Origin of the sequence: Streptomyces sp. NPDC059900 (assembly GCF_050270335.1) — a bacterium.
Lineage (GTDB): Bacteria > Actinomycetota > Actinomycetes > Streptomycetales > Streptomycetaceae > Streptomyces.
Genome location: NZ_JBNNJZ010000135.1, coordinates 1 through 17421 on the forward strand (window position 1 = coordinate 1; position 17421 = coordinate 17421).

15 protein-coding genes and 1 pseudogene are annotated in these 17421 nt (G+C 71.6%); 8 read left to right on the top strand and 8 right to left on the bottom strand.

Features of this window, described 5'->3' with window-relative positions; genetic code table 11:
• From ACQKIP_RS19605 to ACQKIP_RS19615, 3 genes and pseudogenes are all read left to right on the top strand, one after another.
• A pseudogene (locus ACQKIP_RS19605) lies at positions 1-291 on the top strand (poly-gamma-glutamate synthase PgsB); the annotation flags it as partial.
• A complete protein-coding gene (locus tag ACQKIP_RS19610) occupies positions 288-770 on the top strand; it encodes a poly-gamma-glutamate biosynthesis protein PgsC/CapC (RefSeq protein WP_361194889.1) in 483 nt (160 codons plus the stop codon). The pseudogene ACQKIP_RS19605 and the gene ACQKIP_RS19610, both read left to right, overlap by 4 nt.
• Before the next feature lie 16 nt (positions 771-786).
• Positions 787-1863, top strand: a complete 1077-nt coding sequence (locus ACQKIP_RS19615; protein ID WP_365858486.1) for a C40 family peptidase — start codon at positions 787-789, stop codon at positions 1861-1863.
• 7 nt (positions 1864-1870) lie between these two features.
• Here the strand turns inward: ACQKIP_RS19615 and ACQKIP_RS19620 are convergent, their stop codons facing one another.
• Positions 1871-2242 (bottom strand): NTP pyrophosphohydrolase, encoded by a 372-nt coding sequence (locus ACQKIP_RS19620; RefSeq protein ID WP_365858488.1) that lies wholly within the window; start codon positions 2240-2242, stop codon positions 1871-1873.
• A gap of 111 nt (positions 2243-2353) precedes the next feature.
• On the opposite strand from ACQKIP_RS19620, the gene ACQKIP_RS19625 reads away from it, so the two are divergent.
• Positions 2354-3487 (top strand): hypothetical protein, encoded by a 1134-nt coding sequence (locus ACQKIP_RS19625; protein ID WP_365858490.1) that lies wholly within the window; start codon positions 2354-2356, stop codon positions 3485-3487.
• A 73-nt stretch (positions 3488-3560) separates the two neighbouring features.
• On the opposite strand, the gene ACQKIP_RS19630 is transcribed toward ACQKIP_RS19625, so the two are convergent.
• The 5 genes from ACQKIP_RS19630 to ACQKIP_RS19650 form a co-directional block, all read right to left on the bottom strand.
• Complete coding sequence (locus ACQKIP_RS19630; protein WP_365858492.1) at positions 3561-5693, bottom strand: 3-hydroxyacyl-CoA dehydrogenase NAD-binding domain-containing protein; 2133 nt, start codon at positions 5691-5693, stop codon at positions 3561-3563.
• The gene (locus ACQKIP_RS19635) at positions 5690-6916 is read right to left on the bottom strand and encodes a thiolase family protein (protein ID WP_365858494.1); all 1227 of its coding nucleotides are present in this window, start codon (positions 6914-6916) and stop codon (positions 5690-5692) included. The genes ACQKIP_RS19630 and ACQKIP_RS19635 overlap by 4 nt, the downstream gene beginning before the upstream one ends.
• A 516-nt stretch (positions 6917-7432) precedes the next feature.
• The gene (locus tag ACQKIP_RS19640; RefSeq protein ID WP_365858496.1) at positions 7433-8725 is read right to left on the bottom strand and encodes a ribonuclease D; all 1293 of its coding nucleotides are present in this window, start codon (positions 8723-8725) and stop codon (positions 7433-7435) included.
• A gap of 78 nt (positions 8726-8803) precedes the next feature.
• Positions 8804-9466, bottom strand: a complete 663-nt coding sequence (locus ACQKIP_RS19645) for a response regulator transcription factor (RefSeq protein WP_160507754.1) — start codon at positions 9464-9466, stop codon at positions 8804-8806.
• Positions 9467-9717: 251 nt separating this feature from the next.
• Positions 9718-10383 (bottom strand): DUF3000 domain-containing protein, encoded by a 666-nt coding sequence (locus ACQKIP_RS19650; RefSeq protein ID WP_365858498.1) that lies wholly within the window; start codon positions 10381-10383, stop codon positions 9718-9720.
• Between the two features lie 120 nt (positions 10384-10503).
• Between ACQKIP_RS19650 and hemE the strand changes: the two genes are divergently transcribed.
• On the top strand, positions 10504-11571 hold the full coding sequence (gene hemE, locus ACQKIP_RS19655; protein ID WP_365858500.1) for a uroporphyrinogen decarboxylase: 1068 nt from the start codon (positions 10504-10506) through the stop codon (positions 11569-11571).
• Positions 11572-11635: 64 nt separating this feature from the next.
• Positions 11636-12643 carry a hypothetical protein gene (locus ACQKIP_RS19660; RefSeq protein ID WP_365858502.1) on the top strand — a complete coding sequence of 336 codons (1008 nt, stop codon included), beginning with the start codon at positions 11636-11638 and terminating at the stop codon, positions 12641-12643.
• On the opposite strand, the gene ACQKIP_RS19665 is transcribed toward ACQKIP_RS19660, so the two are convergent.
• Positions 12640-14022, bottom strand: a complete 1383-nt coding sequence (locus tag ACQKIP_RS19665; RefSeq protein ID WP_365858504.1) for an FAD-dependent oxidoreductase — start codon at positions 14020-14022, stop codon at positions 12640-12642. The genes ACQKIP_RS19660 and ACQKIP_RS19665 overlap by 4 nt on opposite strands.
• A gap of 37 nt (positions 14023-14059) precedes the next feature.
• The gene (locus ACQKIP_RS19670; RefSeq protein ID WP_365858506.1) at positions 14060-15025 is read right to left on the bottom strand and encodes a DUF4349 domain-containing protein; all 966 of its coding nucleotides are present in this window, start codon (positions 15023-15025) and stop codon (positions 14060-14062) included.
• 141 nt (positions 15026-15166) lie between these two features.
• On the opposite strand from ACQKIP_RS19670, the gene hemG reads away from it, so the two are divergent.
• Together hemG and hemQ are read left to right on the top strand one after the other, a co-directional pair.
• Entirely contained in the window at positions 15167-16618 is a 1452-nt protein-coding gene (gene hemG, locus ACQKIP_RS19675) for a protoporphyrinogen oxidase (protein ID WP_365858508.1), read from the top strand.
• A gap of 4 nt (positions 16619-16622) precedes the next feature.
• Positions 16623-17342, top strand: coding sequence for a hydrogen peroxide-dependent heme synthase (gene hemQ / locus ACQKIP_RS19680; protein WP_365858510.1), 720 nt, complete (start codon positions 16623-16625; stop codon positions 17340-17342).
• Positions 17343-17421 lie beyond the last annotated feature (79 nt).

Below are 17421 nucleotides of genomic sequence, written 5' to 3' on the forward strand. Positions count from 1 at the left end.
GACCCCTACCAGCACTACCCGGAGGCGTACGAGTCGCGGTACTCCACGGCGCAGCTCCAGGTCCAGCAGAGCCCGCTCCAGCAGGCCCAGACCTACGAGCCGCAAGAGCACTACCAGCAGCAACACCAGTACTACCAGCAGGACCAGCAGCCTCTACAGCATCAGCAGCCCCCACAGCATCAGCAGCCCCAACCCCCCGCGCCCCGCGGCATGTTCGAGCCGAGGGTCGCGCCCGTACCGCCCGCCCAAGACGACGACCAGCAGTGGCACAGCCCAGGAGAGCCCCGTTGATTCCCTCCGTCCTCACCCCCGAGATCGCCGCGGTCGGTATCGCGCTCGGGCTGCTCTTCTCCCTGGTCTGCTATCTGACGACCAACCTCTCGCCCGGCGGCATGATCACCCCTGGCTGGCTCGCGCTGACCCTCGTCGAGGACCTCCAGCGCGCGGCCATGGTGCTCGGCGTGACCGTACTGACCTACGTCGGCACCCTGACGATGCAGAAGTTCGTGATCCTCTACGGCAAGCGCCTGTTCGCCGCGGTCGTGCTGCTCGGCGTCACCCTCCAGGCGACCGTGATGATCGTCCTGTCGATCGAGTTCCCGCTCATGTACGCGAACCAGACGCTCGGGTTCATCGTGCCCGGCCTGATCGCCTACCAGCTGGTGCGCCAGCCCAAGGGCCCCACCCTGCTCGCCACGGGCTCGGTGACGCTCATGGCCTACGTCGTCCTCACCGCCGGGATCCTCCTCGGCTTCATGCCGTCCGCCTGATTCCCAGGAGCCATTCATGCCGCCCAAGAAGAAGCGTCCCGTCCTGCACGCGGCGACCGTGCTCGCCCTCCTCGCGGGCAGCGCGTATCTGACCGTGGAACTGCGCAAGGACGAAGAGGCCAAGGCGCCCAAGGTGCAGGCCGTCACCGACACCCCCGGCGGGCTGCAGAACAGCAACGGGCAGCCGGGGAGCGGGAAGCAGAAGTGGGAGCGCCTGAAGAACCCCGCCCGCTCCGTGCTGCGCACCGACAGCGGCAAGGTCATCGCCACCTTCACGGACAACGCGCGCACCGCGACGCTGACCGGCCCGAGCCGCACCTTCACCGAGCCCGCGAACACCAAGTCCCGCGTCGTCACGAACGACTGGACGCGGCTGATGCCGGAGACCTGGCGCGAGGGCGCCGAGAAGGAGAAGTGGTTCAAGGACTGGTACAAGGAGTTCGCCGGCAGCGAGGAGGACGACCTCTTCGCGATGGCGTTCCAGTACGTGCAGGGCGCGCCGGTCAAGAAGGACGACGAGGGCATCGCCTACGCCGGCGACGCCAACTTCGGCCCGCTCAACCCCGACGGCAGCGCGGGCAACGACCTGCGCCTGGAACAGTCGGACTTCTTCGACTACCTCGGCATCCCGTACACGTTCCGCAGCGGTACGACCATCCAGCCCGAGACGATGCGGGCCCGCTCCATGGACTGCTCCGGGTTCATCCGCACGGTCTTCGGTTACCGCGCCCGCTATCCCCTGATGGCCGACGACAAGACCGGCGACGGCCTGCCCCGCACCGCCAACGGCATGGCGCGCGGCAACGCGGGCACGGACGTCATCAAGCTCAAGGGCGTCGGAAAGGCGGACCGCCCCAAGTCCATCGACGTCGTCCAACCCGGTGACCTGGTCTTCTTCAAGCTGGACGCCCGCACCAAGGAGCGCCTGGACCACGTGGGGATCTTCCTCGGCCACGACGCCGACGGCCACAAGATCTTCATCTCGAGCCGCGAGGAGGTCAACGGCCCCACGATCGGCGACAAGGGCGGCACGTCCCGCCTCGACGGCAACGGCTACTACGCCGCCACGCTGCGCAGCGCCAAGCGGCTCTGAGGGGCGGCTACCGAGGACGTACGGTCCGGGGGCCCGCGCACTGGGCCCCCGACTCGCCCACCCTGCGGCGCAGTTCACGGTCGGCCGTGACGACCAGGCAGGGCCGCTCCCCGGCCCCGGCGGCCAGCTCCACGATGCGGTCGTCGCCGCTGCCGGGCGCGCTCTCCACGCGTACGCCGGGCACGGACTCCACGCCGCGCGCGGCGCCCTCCACGACGAGGACGACCTCAAGGGGGCCCGGATGACCGGGCAGGCCTTCGTCCGCGTACGTGACAAGCCCGTCCCGCAGCCGCTCGGCGGCCCCGCGGCGGTCGCGCCACCAGCCGTCGGGGACCGAGCCGACGACATTGGCGGCGTCCACGACGAGCAGAGTTCTCATGGCGCAAGCCTGGCACACCGGGCCTGGGCCCAGGCCGGGAGCCGCTCCCGGCGACCGTAGACTGAACGGGCCGGAGAACACGCACGCTCGTAGGAAGGTCGGCGCCGAAACATGCCGCTGAGATCCTCCCCCAGGCCCGAGCGGGAGCCCTCCCGCCCGACGGCCCCCGCCGCCGAACAGGCCGCGAGCGGCACCCTCGCCACCGGCAGCTGGCTGCTGCGCGGCAAGGACGGCAGGCTCACCGCGTACGCCCGCTCGGCCGACGGCCTGCTGCGCTGGACCCAGGACCGCCCCGGCGGCCCGGACTGGAGCGGCCCGGACCTCTTCGAGGCGCCGCACCTGACCCACCTCACCCTGGCCCAGGGCGTCGACGGGTACGTGCACTTCATCGCCCTTCGCACCCGCCCCAAGGAGGGCGGCGGCACGGAGGTAGACGTCGTGCACGCCGTGCAGTACCAGTCGGGCCGTCCGCTCATGGACTGGCGCTCGCTCGGCAACCCCCACACCAAGATGGTCGAGCGCGCCCCGCACCTCGGCGCCCCGACCGCCGCGGTGGACGCCTCCGGGTCGGTCCACGTCTTCGTACGGGACGCGGTGCACAGCGTCCGGCTGCGGCGCGAGGGCAAGGGCGGCAAGTGGGAGGGGTGGAAGGACTTCAAGGTCCGCGAGGTCCTCGACGGCATCACGGCGGTCGCCACGTCCACCGGCCGCATCGAGGTCTTCGGCCCGGCGGAGAACAAGACGCTGCACTGGACCCAGGAGAAGCAGGGCGCCGAATTCCAGCGCACCGACGACATCCCGCTGCCCCCGGCCCCCGGCTCGGGCACGGCCCTGGAGACGGCCCCGGACCGCCTCACGTACTACGCGGCCGACGCCCGCGGCAAGGGCGTCGTCGCCCACCGCTCGGTCGAGGACGAGGAGGCGGCGGACGTGCGGCCCCTCGGCGGCACCCCCGTCCCCGGCCCCACGGCCGCCCTGCGCGCGACGATAGAGGGCCACGACTGCACGGTGCTCGCCCACCGCGGCCAGGACGGCCGGCCCGTCATCGCCGCCTACCCGACACAGGACGAGCAGGCGGGCGCCTGGTGGGCCGAGACGGGCGAACCCTGTCTGGGCACCCCCGCGTTGGCCCTCGACGCGCAGGGTCGCGTGGTCATGGCGACGATCGGCCTCGACGGCACGCTGCGCATCGCACGCCAAAAGGCGGAGTCGGGCCTCGCGCTGGACGCGTGGACGCGGGTGTAAGCGGGAAGCGCGTGAAACGGCCGATGCCCGGCCGGCCAGGAGGCCGGCCGGGCATCGCCCTTATGCGCAGGTGTTACGCGGGAACGCTGGCCACGCCCGGCGCCAGGAACCGCTTGCCGGTGACGCGCTCGCTGACGCCCTCACGGTCCAGGTACGGCGTGATGCCGCCCAGGTGGAAGGGCCAGCCCGCACCGGTGATCAGGCACAGGTCGATGTCCTGCGCCTCGGCGACGACGCCCTCGTCGAGCATCAGGCCGATCTCCTGCGCCACGGCGTCGAGCACGCGGTCGCGGGTCTGCTCCTCGGTCAGGACGGTGTCGCCCTGCTTGAGGAGAGCTGCCACCTCGGGGTCCAGCTCCGGCTTGCCGGAGTCGTAGACGTAGAAGCCGCGCTTGCCGGCCTTGACGACCGCCGCGAGGTTCGGGGACACCGTGAAGCGCTCCGGGAAGGCGCGGTTCAGGGTCTCGGACACGTGCAGACCGATGGCCGGACCGACCAGCTCCAGAAGCACCAGCGGCGACATCGGCAGGCCGAGCGGCTCGACGGCCTTCTCGGCGACGGCGACCGGGGTGCCCTCGTCGATGACGTTCTGGATCTCGCCCATGAAGCGGGTGAGGATGCGGTTCACGACGAACGCCGGGGCGTCCTTGACCAGGACCGCGGTCTTCTTCAGCTTCTTGGCGACGGAGAAGGCCGTGGCCAGCGCCGCGTCGTCCGTCTGCTCGCCGCGCACGATCTCCAGGAGCGGCAGGATCGCGACCGGGTTGAAGAAGTGGAAGCCGACGACCCGCTCGGGGTGCTTCAGCTTCGACGCCATCTCGGAGATCGAGAGCGAGGAGGTGTTCGTGGCGAGGATGGCGTGCGCCGGAGCGACCGCCTCGACCTCCGCGAACACCTGCTGCTTGACGCCGATCTCCTCGAAGACGGCTTCGATGACGAAGTCGGCGTCGGAGAAGCCCTCGGCCTTGTCCAGGACACCGGAGACCAGGCCCTTGAGGCGGTTGGCCTTGTCCTGGTTGACGCGGCCCTTGAGGAGGAGCTTGTCGATCTCCTCGTGGACGTAGCCGACGCCCTTGTCGACGCGCGCCTGGTCGATGTCGGTCAGGACGACCGGCACCTCGAGGCGGCGCAGGAAGAGCAGCGCGAGCTGCGAGGCCATCAGACCGGCGCCGACGACGCCGACCTTGGTGACCGGGCGCGCCAGGTTCTTGTCCGGGGCACCCGCCGGGCGCTTGGCGCGCTTCTGGACGAGGTTGAAGGCGTAGATGCCGCTGCGCAGTTCGCCGCCCATGATGAGGTCGGCGAGCGCCTTGTCCTCGGCGTCGAAGCCCTTCTGCAGGTCGCCGTCCTTGGCGGCCTCGATGATCTCCAGGGCGCGGTAGGCGGCCGGGGCCGCGCCGTGCACCTTGGAGTCCGCGATGCCGCGGCCGCGCGCGACGGCGGCGTCCCAGCCCTCGCCGCGGTCGATCTCGGGGCGCTCCACCGTGAGCGAGCCGTTGAGGACGGAGGCCGTCCAGATCAGCGACTGCTCAAGGAAGTCCGCGCCCTCGAAGAGCGCGTCGGCGATGCCGAGCTCGAAGACCTGCTTGCCCTTGAGCTGGCGGTTCTGGTTCAGCGAGTTCTCGATGATGACCGAGACGGCCTTGTCGGCGCCGATCAGGTTCGGGAGCAGCGCGCAGCCGCCCCAGCCAGGCACCAGGCCGAGGAAGACCTCGGGCAGCGAGAAGGCGGGCAGCGCCTTGGAGACGGTGCGGTACGAGCAGTGCAGGCCGACCTCGACACCGCCGCCCATGGCGGCGCCGTTGTAGTACGCGAAGGTCGGTACCGCGAGCCCGGAGAGCCGCTTGAAGACCTCGTGGCCGCCCTGGCCGATGGCCAGCGCGTCCTCGTGGCGCCCCAGGATCTCGACGCCCTTGAGGTCGGCGCCGACGGCGAAGATGAACGGCTTGCCGGTGACACCGACACCGACGATCGTGCCCTCGGCCGCCTCCTTCTCGACCTGGTCGATGGCGGTGTTCAGGTTCGCCAGCGAGCCCGGGCCGAAGGTGGTCGGCTTGGTGTGGTCGAAGCCGTTGTCCAGCGTGATGAGCGCGAAGCGCCCGGCGCCGGCCGGCAGGTCGAGGTGGCGTACGTGCGCCTGCGTGACGACCTCGTCCGGGAACAGCTCGGCCGCGCCCTTCAGAAGCTCAGTGGTGGAGCTGCTCACTTGTCGCCTCCGGCGTCCTTGTGGTTCGGGTTCTCCCAGATGACGGTGGCGCCCATGCCGAAGCCGACACACATCGTCGTCAGGCCGTAGCGGACGTCCGGCTGCTCCTCGAACTGCCGCGCTAGCTGCGTCATCAGACGCACGCCGGAGGAGGCGAGGGGGTGGCCGTAGGCGATGGCGCCGCCGTACTGGTTCACGCGCGCGTCGTCGTCCGCGATGCCGTAGTGCTCCAGGAAGGCGAGCACCTGCACGGCGAAGGCCTCGTTGATCTCGAAGAGACCGATGTCCGAGATGCTCAGCCCCGCCTGGGCGAGGGCCTTCTCCGTGGCCGGGATCGGGCCGTAGCCCATGACCTCGGGCTCGACACCCGCGAAGGAGTACGAGACGAGCCGCATCTTGACCGGCAGGTTGTTCTCGCGGGCGAAGTCCTCGGAGGCGATGATCGACGCCGTGGCGCCGTCGTTGAGGCCCGCGGCGTTGCCGGCGGTGACGCGGCCGTGCGTACGGAACGGCGTCTTGAGGCCGGAGAGGTTCTCCAGGGTGGTGCCCGGGCGCATCGGCTCGTCGGCGGTGGCCAGGCCCCAGCCGGTCTCACCGGCCTCCTCGTTCGTCCGGCGTACGGAGACGGGCACCAGGTCCTGCTGGATCTTGCCGTTGGCGTACGCCTTGGCGGCCTTCTCCTGCGAGCGCACGGCGTACTCGTCGGTGCGCTGCTTGGTGATGCTCGGGTAACGGTCGTGCAGGTTCTCGGCGGTCATGCCCATGAACAGGGCGGACTCGTCGACGAGCTTCTCGCTCACGAACCGCGGGTTCGGGTCGACGCCCTCGCCCATGGGGTGGCGGCCCATGTGCTCGACGCCACCGGCGATGACGGCGTCGTACGCGCCGAACGCGATGGAGCCGGCCGTCGTGGTGACGGCGGTCAGGGCGCCCGCGCACATGCGGTCGATGGAGTAGCCCGGCACGGACTGCGGAAGCCCGGCCAGGATGCCGGCGGTGCGGCCCAGCGTCAGACCCTGGTCGCCGATCTGCGTGGTCGCGGCGATGGCGACCTCGTCGATCTTGGCGGGGTCGAGGGCCGGGTTGCGGCGCAGCAGCTCCCGGATGGCCTTCACGATCAGGTCATCCGCACGGGTCTCGTGGTAGATGCCCTTCGGGCCCGCCTTGCCGAACGGGGTGCGGACGCCATCAACGAAGACGACGTCCCTGACGGTACGAGGCACGATGGCTCTCCTCCAGGGTGCGGGGCGCTTGCAGGCGCTTTTCCTCATCCATGCTACTTGCCGGTAACTACGCGGCCAAGGGTTGGTGGGCGGTGCCGCGGGGTTGCGAAGGTCACACTGCGGGTCTGTCCGTCGCCGGGGGTAGCCGCGGCCCGGTGGGGCGGGTGCCTGTCCCGCCGCTTCGCGGCGGATCTTTCCCGCCCGCCCACCCGTTCACCCGGCATCCGCCGGGGGTGCCGCTGTCCGGTGTCGGGGCTGCTGGGCCCGGCCGGGCGGGGGGTCTGCTGCTGCCCGGTGGGGCGGGTGTCTGTGCCGCCGCTTCGCGGCGGATCGTCACCCGCCCACCCGCCCGTTTGCCCGGCGTCGAGTTGTTGGTCGTCAACGCTCCGACTTGAGCCGGTGCGCCCTGTGCCCGCCCCGCAACGCGAACCACCCACCCGCCCCCTCGCCCCGTGATGCGGGGTGAACGGGTGGGTGGGTGGGGAAGAGTTGCCGCGCGGCGGCGGTCGGCGGTGGTTACTTCGGCGGGGCCGTTGCCGCGGGGGCGGTGAGGGCGGTGACCAGGGCCGGGGTCACCCGGGAGATCTGCCACTGCCGCGCCCCGTGCGCGGCGAGCGCCGCGGCCACGGAGTCCGGGTCCACCTGAGCCGGAGGCTCCCAGCAGACGCGCCGGACCGTGTCCGGAGTCATCAGGTTCTCCTGGGGCATGTTCAGCTCCTCGGCCAGCGCCGAGACCGCCGCCCGCGCGGCGGAGAGCCGGGCCGCGGCCGCGGGGTCGCGGTCCGCCCAGGAGCGGGGCGGCGGCGGCCCGGACACGGCCTGCCCGGGCTGCGGAAGCTCGGAGTCGGGCAGGGCCTTGGCCCGGTCCACCGCGGCCTGCCACTGCTCCAGCTGACGCCGCCCCATCCGGTGCCCGAAGCCGGTGAGCCCGGCAAGCGCGTGCACGTTGGGCGGCAGCCCCAGCGCCGCCTCCACGATCGCGCCGTCACTGAGCACCTTGCCCGGCGACACGTCCCGCCGCTGGGCCACCTTGTCGCGGGCGGTCCACAGCTCACGTACGACCGCCATCTGACGGCGGCGGCGCACCTTGTGCATGCCCGAGGTGCGGCGCCAGGGGTCCTTGCGCGGCGGGGCGGGCGGCGCGGAGGCGATCGCGTCGAACTCCTCGCGGGCCCACTCCAGCTTGCCCTGCCGGTCGAGCTCCTTCTCCAGGGCGTCCCGCAGGTCCACGAGCAGCTCGACGTCGAGCGCCGCGTACCGCAGCCAGGGGTCGGGCAGCGGGCGCGTGGACCAGTCGACCGCCGAGTGGCCCTTCTCCAGGACGAAGCCGAGTACGCCCTCGACCATCGCGCCGAGGCCGACCCGGGGGAAACCGGCGAGGCGCCCGGCGAGCTCGGTGTCGAAGATGCTGGTGGGGATCATGCCTATTTCGCGGAGGCAGGGCAGATCCTGCGTGGCCGCGTGCAGCACCCACTCCGCTCCGGAGATCGCCTCGCCGAGCCCCGAGAGGTCGGGGCAGGCGACGGGGTCGATCAGGGTGCTGCCCGCGCCTTCGCGGCGCAGCTGCACGAGATAGGCACGCTGGCCGTACCGATAGCCGGACGCGCGTTCGGCGTCCACGGCCACGGGGCCACTGCCCGCCGCGAATGCGGCGATCACCTCGGCGAGCGAGGTTTCGTCTGCGACCACCGGAGGAATGCCATCACGCGGCTCGAGCAAAGGGATCGGCGCCGTTTCGACGTCGTCCGGAGGGCCGCCTCCGGTGGTTCGCAGTGAACTGTCTGCTGCGGTCTCTTGGGCGTCGGTCACCTGTCAAGGGTATCTGTGTATGCACGGCGCCCGTCGACGGAACGTTCCGTCGACGGGCGGGCGAGGGGTGTAAATCAGTCAGTGGATGATTCCGGTGCGCAGAGCCACCGCCACCATCCCTGCCCGGTCACCCGTACCGAGCTTGCGTGCGATCCGGGCGAGGTGGCTCTTCACGGTCAGGGCGGAGAGCCCCATCGAGACGCCGATGGCCTTGTTCGACTGGCCCTCCGCGACGAGCCGGAGAACCTCCACCTCACGGCCGGACAGCTCGCGGTAGCCACCGGGGTGGCTCGGGGCGCCCGGCGGGCGGCGGTGCATTCGGGCGGCGGCCGAGCCGATGGGCGCGGCGCCGGGACGGGTGGGGAGACCGACGTTGTTGCGGGTGCCGGTGACGACGTAGCCCTTCACGCCGCCCGCGAGGGCATTGCGTACGGCACCGATGTCATCGGCGGCGGAGAGGGCGAGGCCGTTCGGCCAGCCCGCCGCGCGGGTTTCGGAGAGGAGAGTCAGGCCGGAGCCGTCGGGGAGATGGACGTCTGCGACGCAGATGTCACGGGGGTTGCCGATGCGGGGACGAGCCTCCGCGATCGACGAGGCCTCGATCACGTCGCGTACACCGAGGGCCCACAGGTGGCGGGTGACGGTGGAACGCACGCGTGGGTCGGCCACGACGACCATGGCGGTCGGCTTGTTCGGGCGGTAGGCGACCAGGCTTGCAGGCTGCTCGAGGAGAACGGACACCAGGCCTCCTGGGGTGCGGGACGTGAGCCGGCTCGGGGATTAAGCCGGGACGAACCGTGCTGTCAAGGTCACCAACCTCTTCGGCATCAAACCCGTCCGCCTTTAGAGAATGATCACGATTTGGTGAGTAACAATTCGGACCATTCGGACATGTGATCGATCATCCGAAGATCAACCCGAATCGCAGTCGTTCAGAATCGCTCATCCGCGTGACCGTCCGGTCCCGTCCGGCGCGCTTCAGCCCCGCCGCGTCACGGCGTCTGCGGACCCCGCCGCTGCGGCAGCGACACCACGGACCCCTCGCCGTAGCTCAGGTTCACCGGCGGCAGCCCCGCGACCTGGCACAGCAGATCGCACCACGCGGCGAGATGCAACGCCGTGTCCGGCACCCCGCCCGCCCCTTCGCGCGGCGTCCACGACGCCCGGATCTCGATCTGCGAGGCAGGCGTCCGCTCGGAAAGCCCGCCGAAGTAGTGCGAGCCCGCGCGCGTGACGGTGCCGCTCGGCTCGCCGCAGGCCAGGCCGCGCGCCTGGAGCGCGCCCGTCAGCCAGGACCAGCAGACCTCCGGGAGCAGCGGGTCCGCCGCCATCTCCGGCTCCAACTCCGCGCGGACGAGCGTGACGAGGCGGAAGGTGCCCTGCCAGGCGTCGTGCCCCGCCGGATCGTGCAGCAGGACCAGGCGCCCGTCCGCGAGATCCTCGTCGCCCTCGACCACCGCCGCCTCCAGGGCGTACGCATGGGGGGCCAGGCGCTTCGGCGGCTTCGTCGGGTCGATCTCGATCTCGGGCCGAAGCCGTGCCCCGCGCAGCGCCTCGACCGCCGCCCGAAAGGGCAACGGAGCCGATTCCGCCACCTTCCCCTCCGTACTTTCCATCTCGCCAGCGCCGTCCGACCGTTGTCCCTGAGCCGCAGCCATGCGGGGAAGATTAAGGGGAACGGCGGCTTCGTGCAGGGAGAGACACCCGTGAGGGGGTCCCCGGTCAAGGCAGGGTGTCCCTCGGAACGCTCTCGCGCGGGCCCGTGCGAGACTTTCGGGGTGAGTGCCAACACCAGCCCGGCGGGCCAGCAGAACGCAGCTACGTACGACTCCGCTTTCATGAAGGCATGCAGGCGCGAGCCCGTGCCGCACACGCCGGTCTGGTTCATGCGCCAGGCGGGGCGCTCGCTGCCCGAGTACCGCAAGGTGCGCGAGGGCACGGCCATGCTGGAGTCCTGCATGATGCCGGAGCTGGTCACCGAGATCACGCTGCAGCCCGTGCGCCGCCACAAGGTCGACGCCGCGATCTACTTCAGCGACATCGTCGTCCCCCTCAAGGCCATCGGCATCGACCTCGACATCAAGCCGGGCATCGGCCCGGTCGTCGCCAACCCCATCCGCTCGCGCGCCGACCTCGCCCAGCTGCGGGATCTGACGCCGGACGACGTGAGTTACGTGACGCAGGCGATCGGCATGCTGACGGCCGAGCTGGGGTCCACCCCGCTGATCGGCTTCGCCGGCGCACCTTTCACCCTCGCGAGTTACCTGGTCGAGGGCGGCCCGAGCCGTAACCACGAGAACACCAAGGCGCTCATGTACGGCGACCCGCAGCTGTGGGCCGACCTGCTCGACCGGCTCGCGGAGATCACCGGCGCCTTCCTGAAGGTGCAGATCGAGGCGGGCGCGAGCGCCGTGCAGCTCTTCGACTCGTGGGTGGGCGCGCTCGCCCCGGCCGACTACCGGCGCTCCGTGATGCCCGCGTCGCAGAAGGTCTTCGACGCGGTCGCCGGGTACGGGGTGCCGCGCATCCACTTCGGTGTCGGCACGGGCGAACTGCTCGGCCTGATGGGCGAGGCGGGTGCCGACGTGGTCGGCGTCGACTGGCGCGTGCCGATGGACGAGGCCGTGCGGCGGGTCGGTCCCGGCAAGGCCCTCCAGGGCAACCTCGACCCGGCGGTCCTCTTCTCCACGCGCGAGGCGATCGAGGCCAAGACGGACGAGGTCCTGGACGCGGCGTCCGGTCTCGAGGGGCACATCTTCAACCTCGGCCACGGCGTCCTGCCCACCACCGACCCCGACGCGCTGACGCGGCTCGTGGAGCACGTCCACACGCGGACCGCCCGCTGACGGGGGCGGCCGACAGTTGGCTGAAAATCTCACCTGAATATGACGGGTGAGGAGGGGGCGGGACGTGTCCGCGTCGCAGATCGGTGATCTCGTCGAGGCCTGGGGCGGGGTCCAGGACGACTACCAGAGCCATCGCGACGCCGCGAAGGACCGGATCGTCCTGGAATGTGCCCGGGCGCTCGCCGCGGATCCCGGCGGTGAGCGCGCGCATCAGTGGACCTTCGGCCTGGTCATGATGCTGCCGTACGTCGGCTGGCTGCCGGGCGACGACGTGCCGGGCGCCGTGTTCGACGCGGCGCGGGCGGCCGACGAAGCGCTCAGGGACCGGCCGTGCGCCCACGAAGTCCATCCGTACGGCGAGGACGAGCTGGAGGACCACCTTTTCTGGCTCCGTGACCTCGTGGCGGACCTGGTCGACGGGAGCGCCGAGTGGGACGAGGACGAGCATCCGCGCGACGCGTGGCTCTGCCCGCGCAACGTCGCCGGGTTCGCGCGCATCGCCATGGACTTCATCGAGCCCGGATCGGCCGCGGGCATTCCGCCGCGCCTCTCCGAGGAGACCCGGCAGGACATCGAGTCGCTCACGGCCGTCCTGCACGGCTGTCCGAAGCCCGGCACGGACGTCGACTCCGAAATCTCCCGCGTCGGTGACGCCCTCGGCCGGGCCGCCGACCCCGACGACCGCGCGGGGCTCGTCATCGCCACCGCGGCCGTCTCCTGGTACGCCGTCTGCGACCAGATGCGCTCGAAGCAGGTCCTCGACGATCTGGCCGCGGGACTCGAAGCGGCCCTCTCCCACCTCTCCGGCGCCCGGTGCGCGCACGAGGGCCACCCCGGGCTGCCGGGCAGCGGCCCCGACGCCCTCTGGGTCGGCCTGCACCTGAGCAGCCCCGCCGGACGCCGGGTCTACGACCTGGAGCACATGTCCAGCGGCTGGGGAGCCCCGCCGGAAGCCCTCCTGTGCCCCGCCTTCACCGCGGCCACCGCACGCGAGACCCTCGCGCGGCTACGGGAACGGCGCGAGGCCCTCTTCGGAGCGGGACCCGCGACGCAGGACCCCGAAACGCTTTAGCGCGCCGACCTGACCGCCGTGACCGCCTTGCGGGCCGCCACCAGGACCGGGTCCCACACCGGGGAGAACGGCGGGGCGTAGCCGAGGTCGAGGGCCGTCATCTGGTCCACCGTCATCCGGGCCGTCAGGGCCACCGCCGCGATGTCGACGCGCTTGCCCGCCCCTTCGCGGCCGACGATCTGGACGCCGAGCAGCCGTCCCGTGAGGCGCTCGGCGAGCATCTTCACGGTCATCAGGGCCGCGCCCGGGTAGTAGCCCGCGCGGCTCGTCGACTCGATGGTCACCGACACGTACTGCAGTCCCGCCGCCTGCGCGTCCTTCTCGCGCAGACCCGTGCGGGCGATCTCCAGGTCGCAGACCTTGCTGACGGCCGTGCCGACGACACCGGGGAAGGTCGCGTAACTCCCGCCCGCGTTGGAGCCGATGACCTGGCCGTGCTTGTTGGCGTGGGTGCCGAGCGCGATGTGGCGCTCGCGGCCCGAGACCAGGTCGAGCACCTCGACGCAGTCGCCGCCCGCCCAGATGTTCTCGTGCCCCCGCACCCGCATCGCCAGGTCCGTGAGCAGCCCGCCGTACTCGCCGACGGGCAGGCCCGCCGCCTTCGCCAGTTCCGTCTCGGGGCGCACGCCGATGCCGAGCACCACCACGTCCGCCGGATACTCCGCGTCCTCGGTGGCCACCGCCCTGACCCGGCCGTCGTCACCGGTGAGGATCTTGGTGACCTCGGCGTCGTTGACCATCTCGATGCCCATGCCGGACATCGCGTCATGGACGAGGCGGCCCATGTCCGGGTCGAGCGTCGACATCGGCTCCCGGCCGCGGTTGACGACCGTGACGTCGTAGCGGCGCTGGATCAGGGCCTCGGCCATCTCGACGCCGATGTAGCCCGCGCCGATGACGACCGCCCTGCGGCCCGGTGTACCGGCCAGCGTGTCCAGGAGCGCCTGGCCGTCGTCCAGGGTCTGTACGCCGTGCACGCCGGGGGCGTCGATGCCGGGCAGCGCCGGGCGGATCGGGCGGGCGCCGGTGCCGATGACGAGCTTGTCGTACGCCGTCCACGCCTCGGCGCCCGACTCCAGGTCCCGGCTGCGGACCCGGCCGCCCCCGACGTCGATCTCCGTGACCTCCGTACGCATCCGCAGGTCGATGTCGCGGGCCCGGTGCTCCTCGGGCGAACGCGCGATCAGCTCGTCCCGCGAGGGAACGTCGCCGCCGACCCAGTAGGGGATGCCGCAGGCCGAGTACGACGTGAAGTGGCCGCGCTCGAACGCGACGATCTCCAGCTCGTCCGGGCCCTTGAGCCTGCGTGCCTGCGATGCGGCGGACATGCCCGCCGCATCGCCCCCGATGACCACCAGTCGCTCTCTCGCGCTACTCATACGGACACGCTACGACGCGGCGGCAGTTGACGGACCGCTAGTCGTCGTCGCCTTCGCGCGCCGGTGCCACGGGCGCCGCGGCCACCGCGGGCCGCCGTCGCAGCCCGGGCCGCACGAGGCGCTGCCACAGCAGGAACAGCAGCGCCGCCACCGCCACGAACGGCAGGATCGCGCCGAGGGCGACCGCCACCCACCGCAGCATCGTCACGAAGGCACTCCAGCCGCCGGACAGGGCGTCCACGAAGGTCGGGTCGTCATCGTCCGCGGACGCCTTCTTCACGGCCGTCTCGCTCAGCGAGAGCGTGATCGTCGACATGCTCGTACGGTCCTTGAGCGAGGACTGCTGTGCGAGCAGCGCCTCCAGTTCGGACTGACGGGAGCTCAGCTCTCCCTCCAGGGTGACGACATCGCTCAGCTTCGTCGCCTTGTCCATCAGCTCCCGCACCCGGGCCACGCTCGCCCGCTGTGACTTGATGCGGCTCTCCACGTCGACGACCTGGTCGGTCACGTCCTGCGCCTTGGCCTTGCGCTCGATCAGCTTCCCCGTTCCTTCGAGCGCCGTGAGGACCTCCTCGTACTGGTCCTGCGGGACGCGCAGCACGATGCGGGAGCGCTCGTGGCCCCGGCCGTCGCGGTCCGTGGTCTCGTCGCCGACCACACCGCCCGCGTCGGTGGCCGCCGCGCGCGCCTCGTCCAGGGCCTTCGGCACGTCCTTGACGCGGACGGTCAGGGTGGCGGTGCGGATGATGTGCGTGCCGGTGAGCTTGGGCGGCTTCTTCGCGCCGGACTGTTCGGCGCTGCCGCCTCCGGCCACCCCCTTCTCGTCCTTGCGGCCGGAGAAGCCCGGGTCTCCCGGCGCGGCGCCCGCTGCTTTGTCGCTGTCGCCGCCGCTGTCACCGTTGTCACCGCCCGCGCTGCATCCCGTGAGCGCGAGGGCGGCCGCCAGCAGCAGGGCCGAGAGTGCCTGGACGGTGCGGTGCCTTGATGTGCCGGACGCGAGCATCTCGACGTACCCCCCGGGGTTCGTGATGGCTGATGCTCCTTTGACGCCGGGGAGGGGCACAACGATGGTTGCCGACCGGTCCCGATGGGGTCACGGTCAGGACTCGTCAGGCCCGCTGCGTCCGCCTCGTAGAGTGGGGGCATGCGCGAAACGGACACACGCAAGGGCCATGTCGTCGTCATCGGGGGCGGAATCGCCGGCCTTGCCGCCGCCCACCGATTGCTCGGTACGGGAGCCCGCGTGACCGTCCTGGAAGCCTCCGACCGGCTCGGCGGCAAGCTGCTCCCCGGCGAGATCGAGGGCGTCCGCGTCGACCTCGGCGCCGAGTCGATGCTGGCCCGCCGCCCCGAGGCCGTCGCCCTCGCCCGCGAGGTGGGCCTGAGCGACCGGCTCCAGCCGCCCGCGACGGCGACCGCGGCGATCTGGACCCGCGGAGCCCTGCGGCCGATGCCCAAGGGCCATGTGATGGGCGTGCCCGGTGACGCCTCCGCACTCTCCGGGGTGCTCTCCGACGCGGGCCTGCACCGCATCGAGCAGGACCGTGACCTGCCGCCCACCGAGGTCGGGGACGACGTCGCCGTCGGCGAGTACGTGGCCGCACGCCTGGGCCGCGAGGTCGTCGACCGCCTCGTGGAGCCGCTGCTCGGCGGGGTGTACGCGGGCGACGCCTACCGCATCTCGATGCGCTCGGCCGTCCCGCAGCTCTTCGAGGCCGCCCGCACGCACACCTCGCTCACCGAGGGAGTGCGCGCCATCCAGGCCCGCGCCGCGCAGAACCAGCAGACCGGCCCCGTCTTCATGGGCATCGAGGGCGGCGTGGGACAGCTACCGCTCGCCGTGGCGGAGTCGGTACGCGCGCGTGGCGGCGAGATCCGCACCGGGACGCCGGTCACCGGGCTGCGGCGCACCCCGGAGGGCTGGCAGGTCACCACGGGCGAGGAGACCGTCGACGCCGAAGCCGTGGTCGTCGCCGTGCCCGCCTACGCCGCCGCCGCGCTGCTCGGAGTCGAGGCGCCCGCCGCAGCAGCCGAGCTCGCGGGCGTCGAGTACGCCTCCATGGCCCTGATGACCCTCGCCTACCGCCGCAGCGGGACCGACCTCCCCGAAGGCAGCGGATTCCTCGTGCCGCCCGTCGACGGACACACCATCAAGGCGTCCACCTTCGCCTCGCGCAAGTGGGGCTGGATCGCCGACGAGGACCCGGACCTCCTGGTCCTGCGCACTTCGGTGGGGCGGTACGGCGAAAGCGCGATCCTGGGACGCGACGACGCCGAGCTCATCGACCTCTCCCGGCGCGACCTGCGGGCGGCCACCGGCCTGGACGCCGAGCCCGTCGCCACCCGCGTCACCCGCTGGCACGACGGCCTGCCGCAGTACCCCGTCGGCCACCACGCGCGCGTGGCCCGCGTCCGCGAGCACGTCGGCAAGCTGCCGGGCCTGGCCGTGTGCGGAGCGGCGTACGACGGCGTGGGCATCCCCGCCTGCATCGCGAGCGCGTACGCGGCCGTCGACGAACTGGGCGGTGACCTGGCGGGTGTGCAGGAGCTCACCCGCAACCCGGTGCAGAGCCTGCACGGCGGCGGAGGAGAATAGGGCCATGAGTGACGACGCCCCCGCCAAGAGCCCGAACGCGGGCAAGAAGGCCAAGGACCTCAACGAGGTCATCCGCTACACGCTGTGGTCCGTCTTCAAGCTGCGTGACGTGCTGCCCGAGAACCGCGCGGGCTACGCCGAAGAGGTCCAGGAGCTGTTCGACCAGCTGGCCGCCAAGGACATCACCGTCCGCGGCACGTACGACGTCTCGGGCCTGCGCGCCGACGCCGACGTCATGATCTGGTGGCACGCCGAGACCTCCGACGAGCTCCAGGAGGCCTACAACCTCTTCCGCCGCACGAAGCTGGGCCGCGCCCTTGAGCCGGTCTGGTCGAACATGGCGCTGCACCGTCCCGCCGAGTTCAACAAGTCGCACATCCCGGCCTTCCTGGCCGACGAGACGCCGCGCAACTACATCAGCGTCTACCCCTTCGTGCGCTCCTACGACTGGTACCTCCTGCCCGACGAGGACCGCCGCCGCATGCTCAAGGACCACGGCATGATGGCCCGCGGCTACCCCGACGTGCGCGCCAACACGGTCGCCTCGTTCTCCCTGGGCGACTACGAGTGGCTGCTCGCCTTCGAGGCCGACGAGCTGTACCGCATCGTCGACCTCATGCGGCACCTGCGCGCCTCCGAGGCCCGCATGCACGTCCGCGAAGAGGTCCCGTTCTACACCGGCCGCCGCAAGTCGGTGGCGGACCTCGTGGCGGGTCTGGCGTAACCCCCTCCGTACCGCACGCACCGGGCGGGGGGGGCGCGGCAGAATATGGTGGCGCGCCCCCCCCCGGGCGGGTGGATCG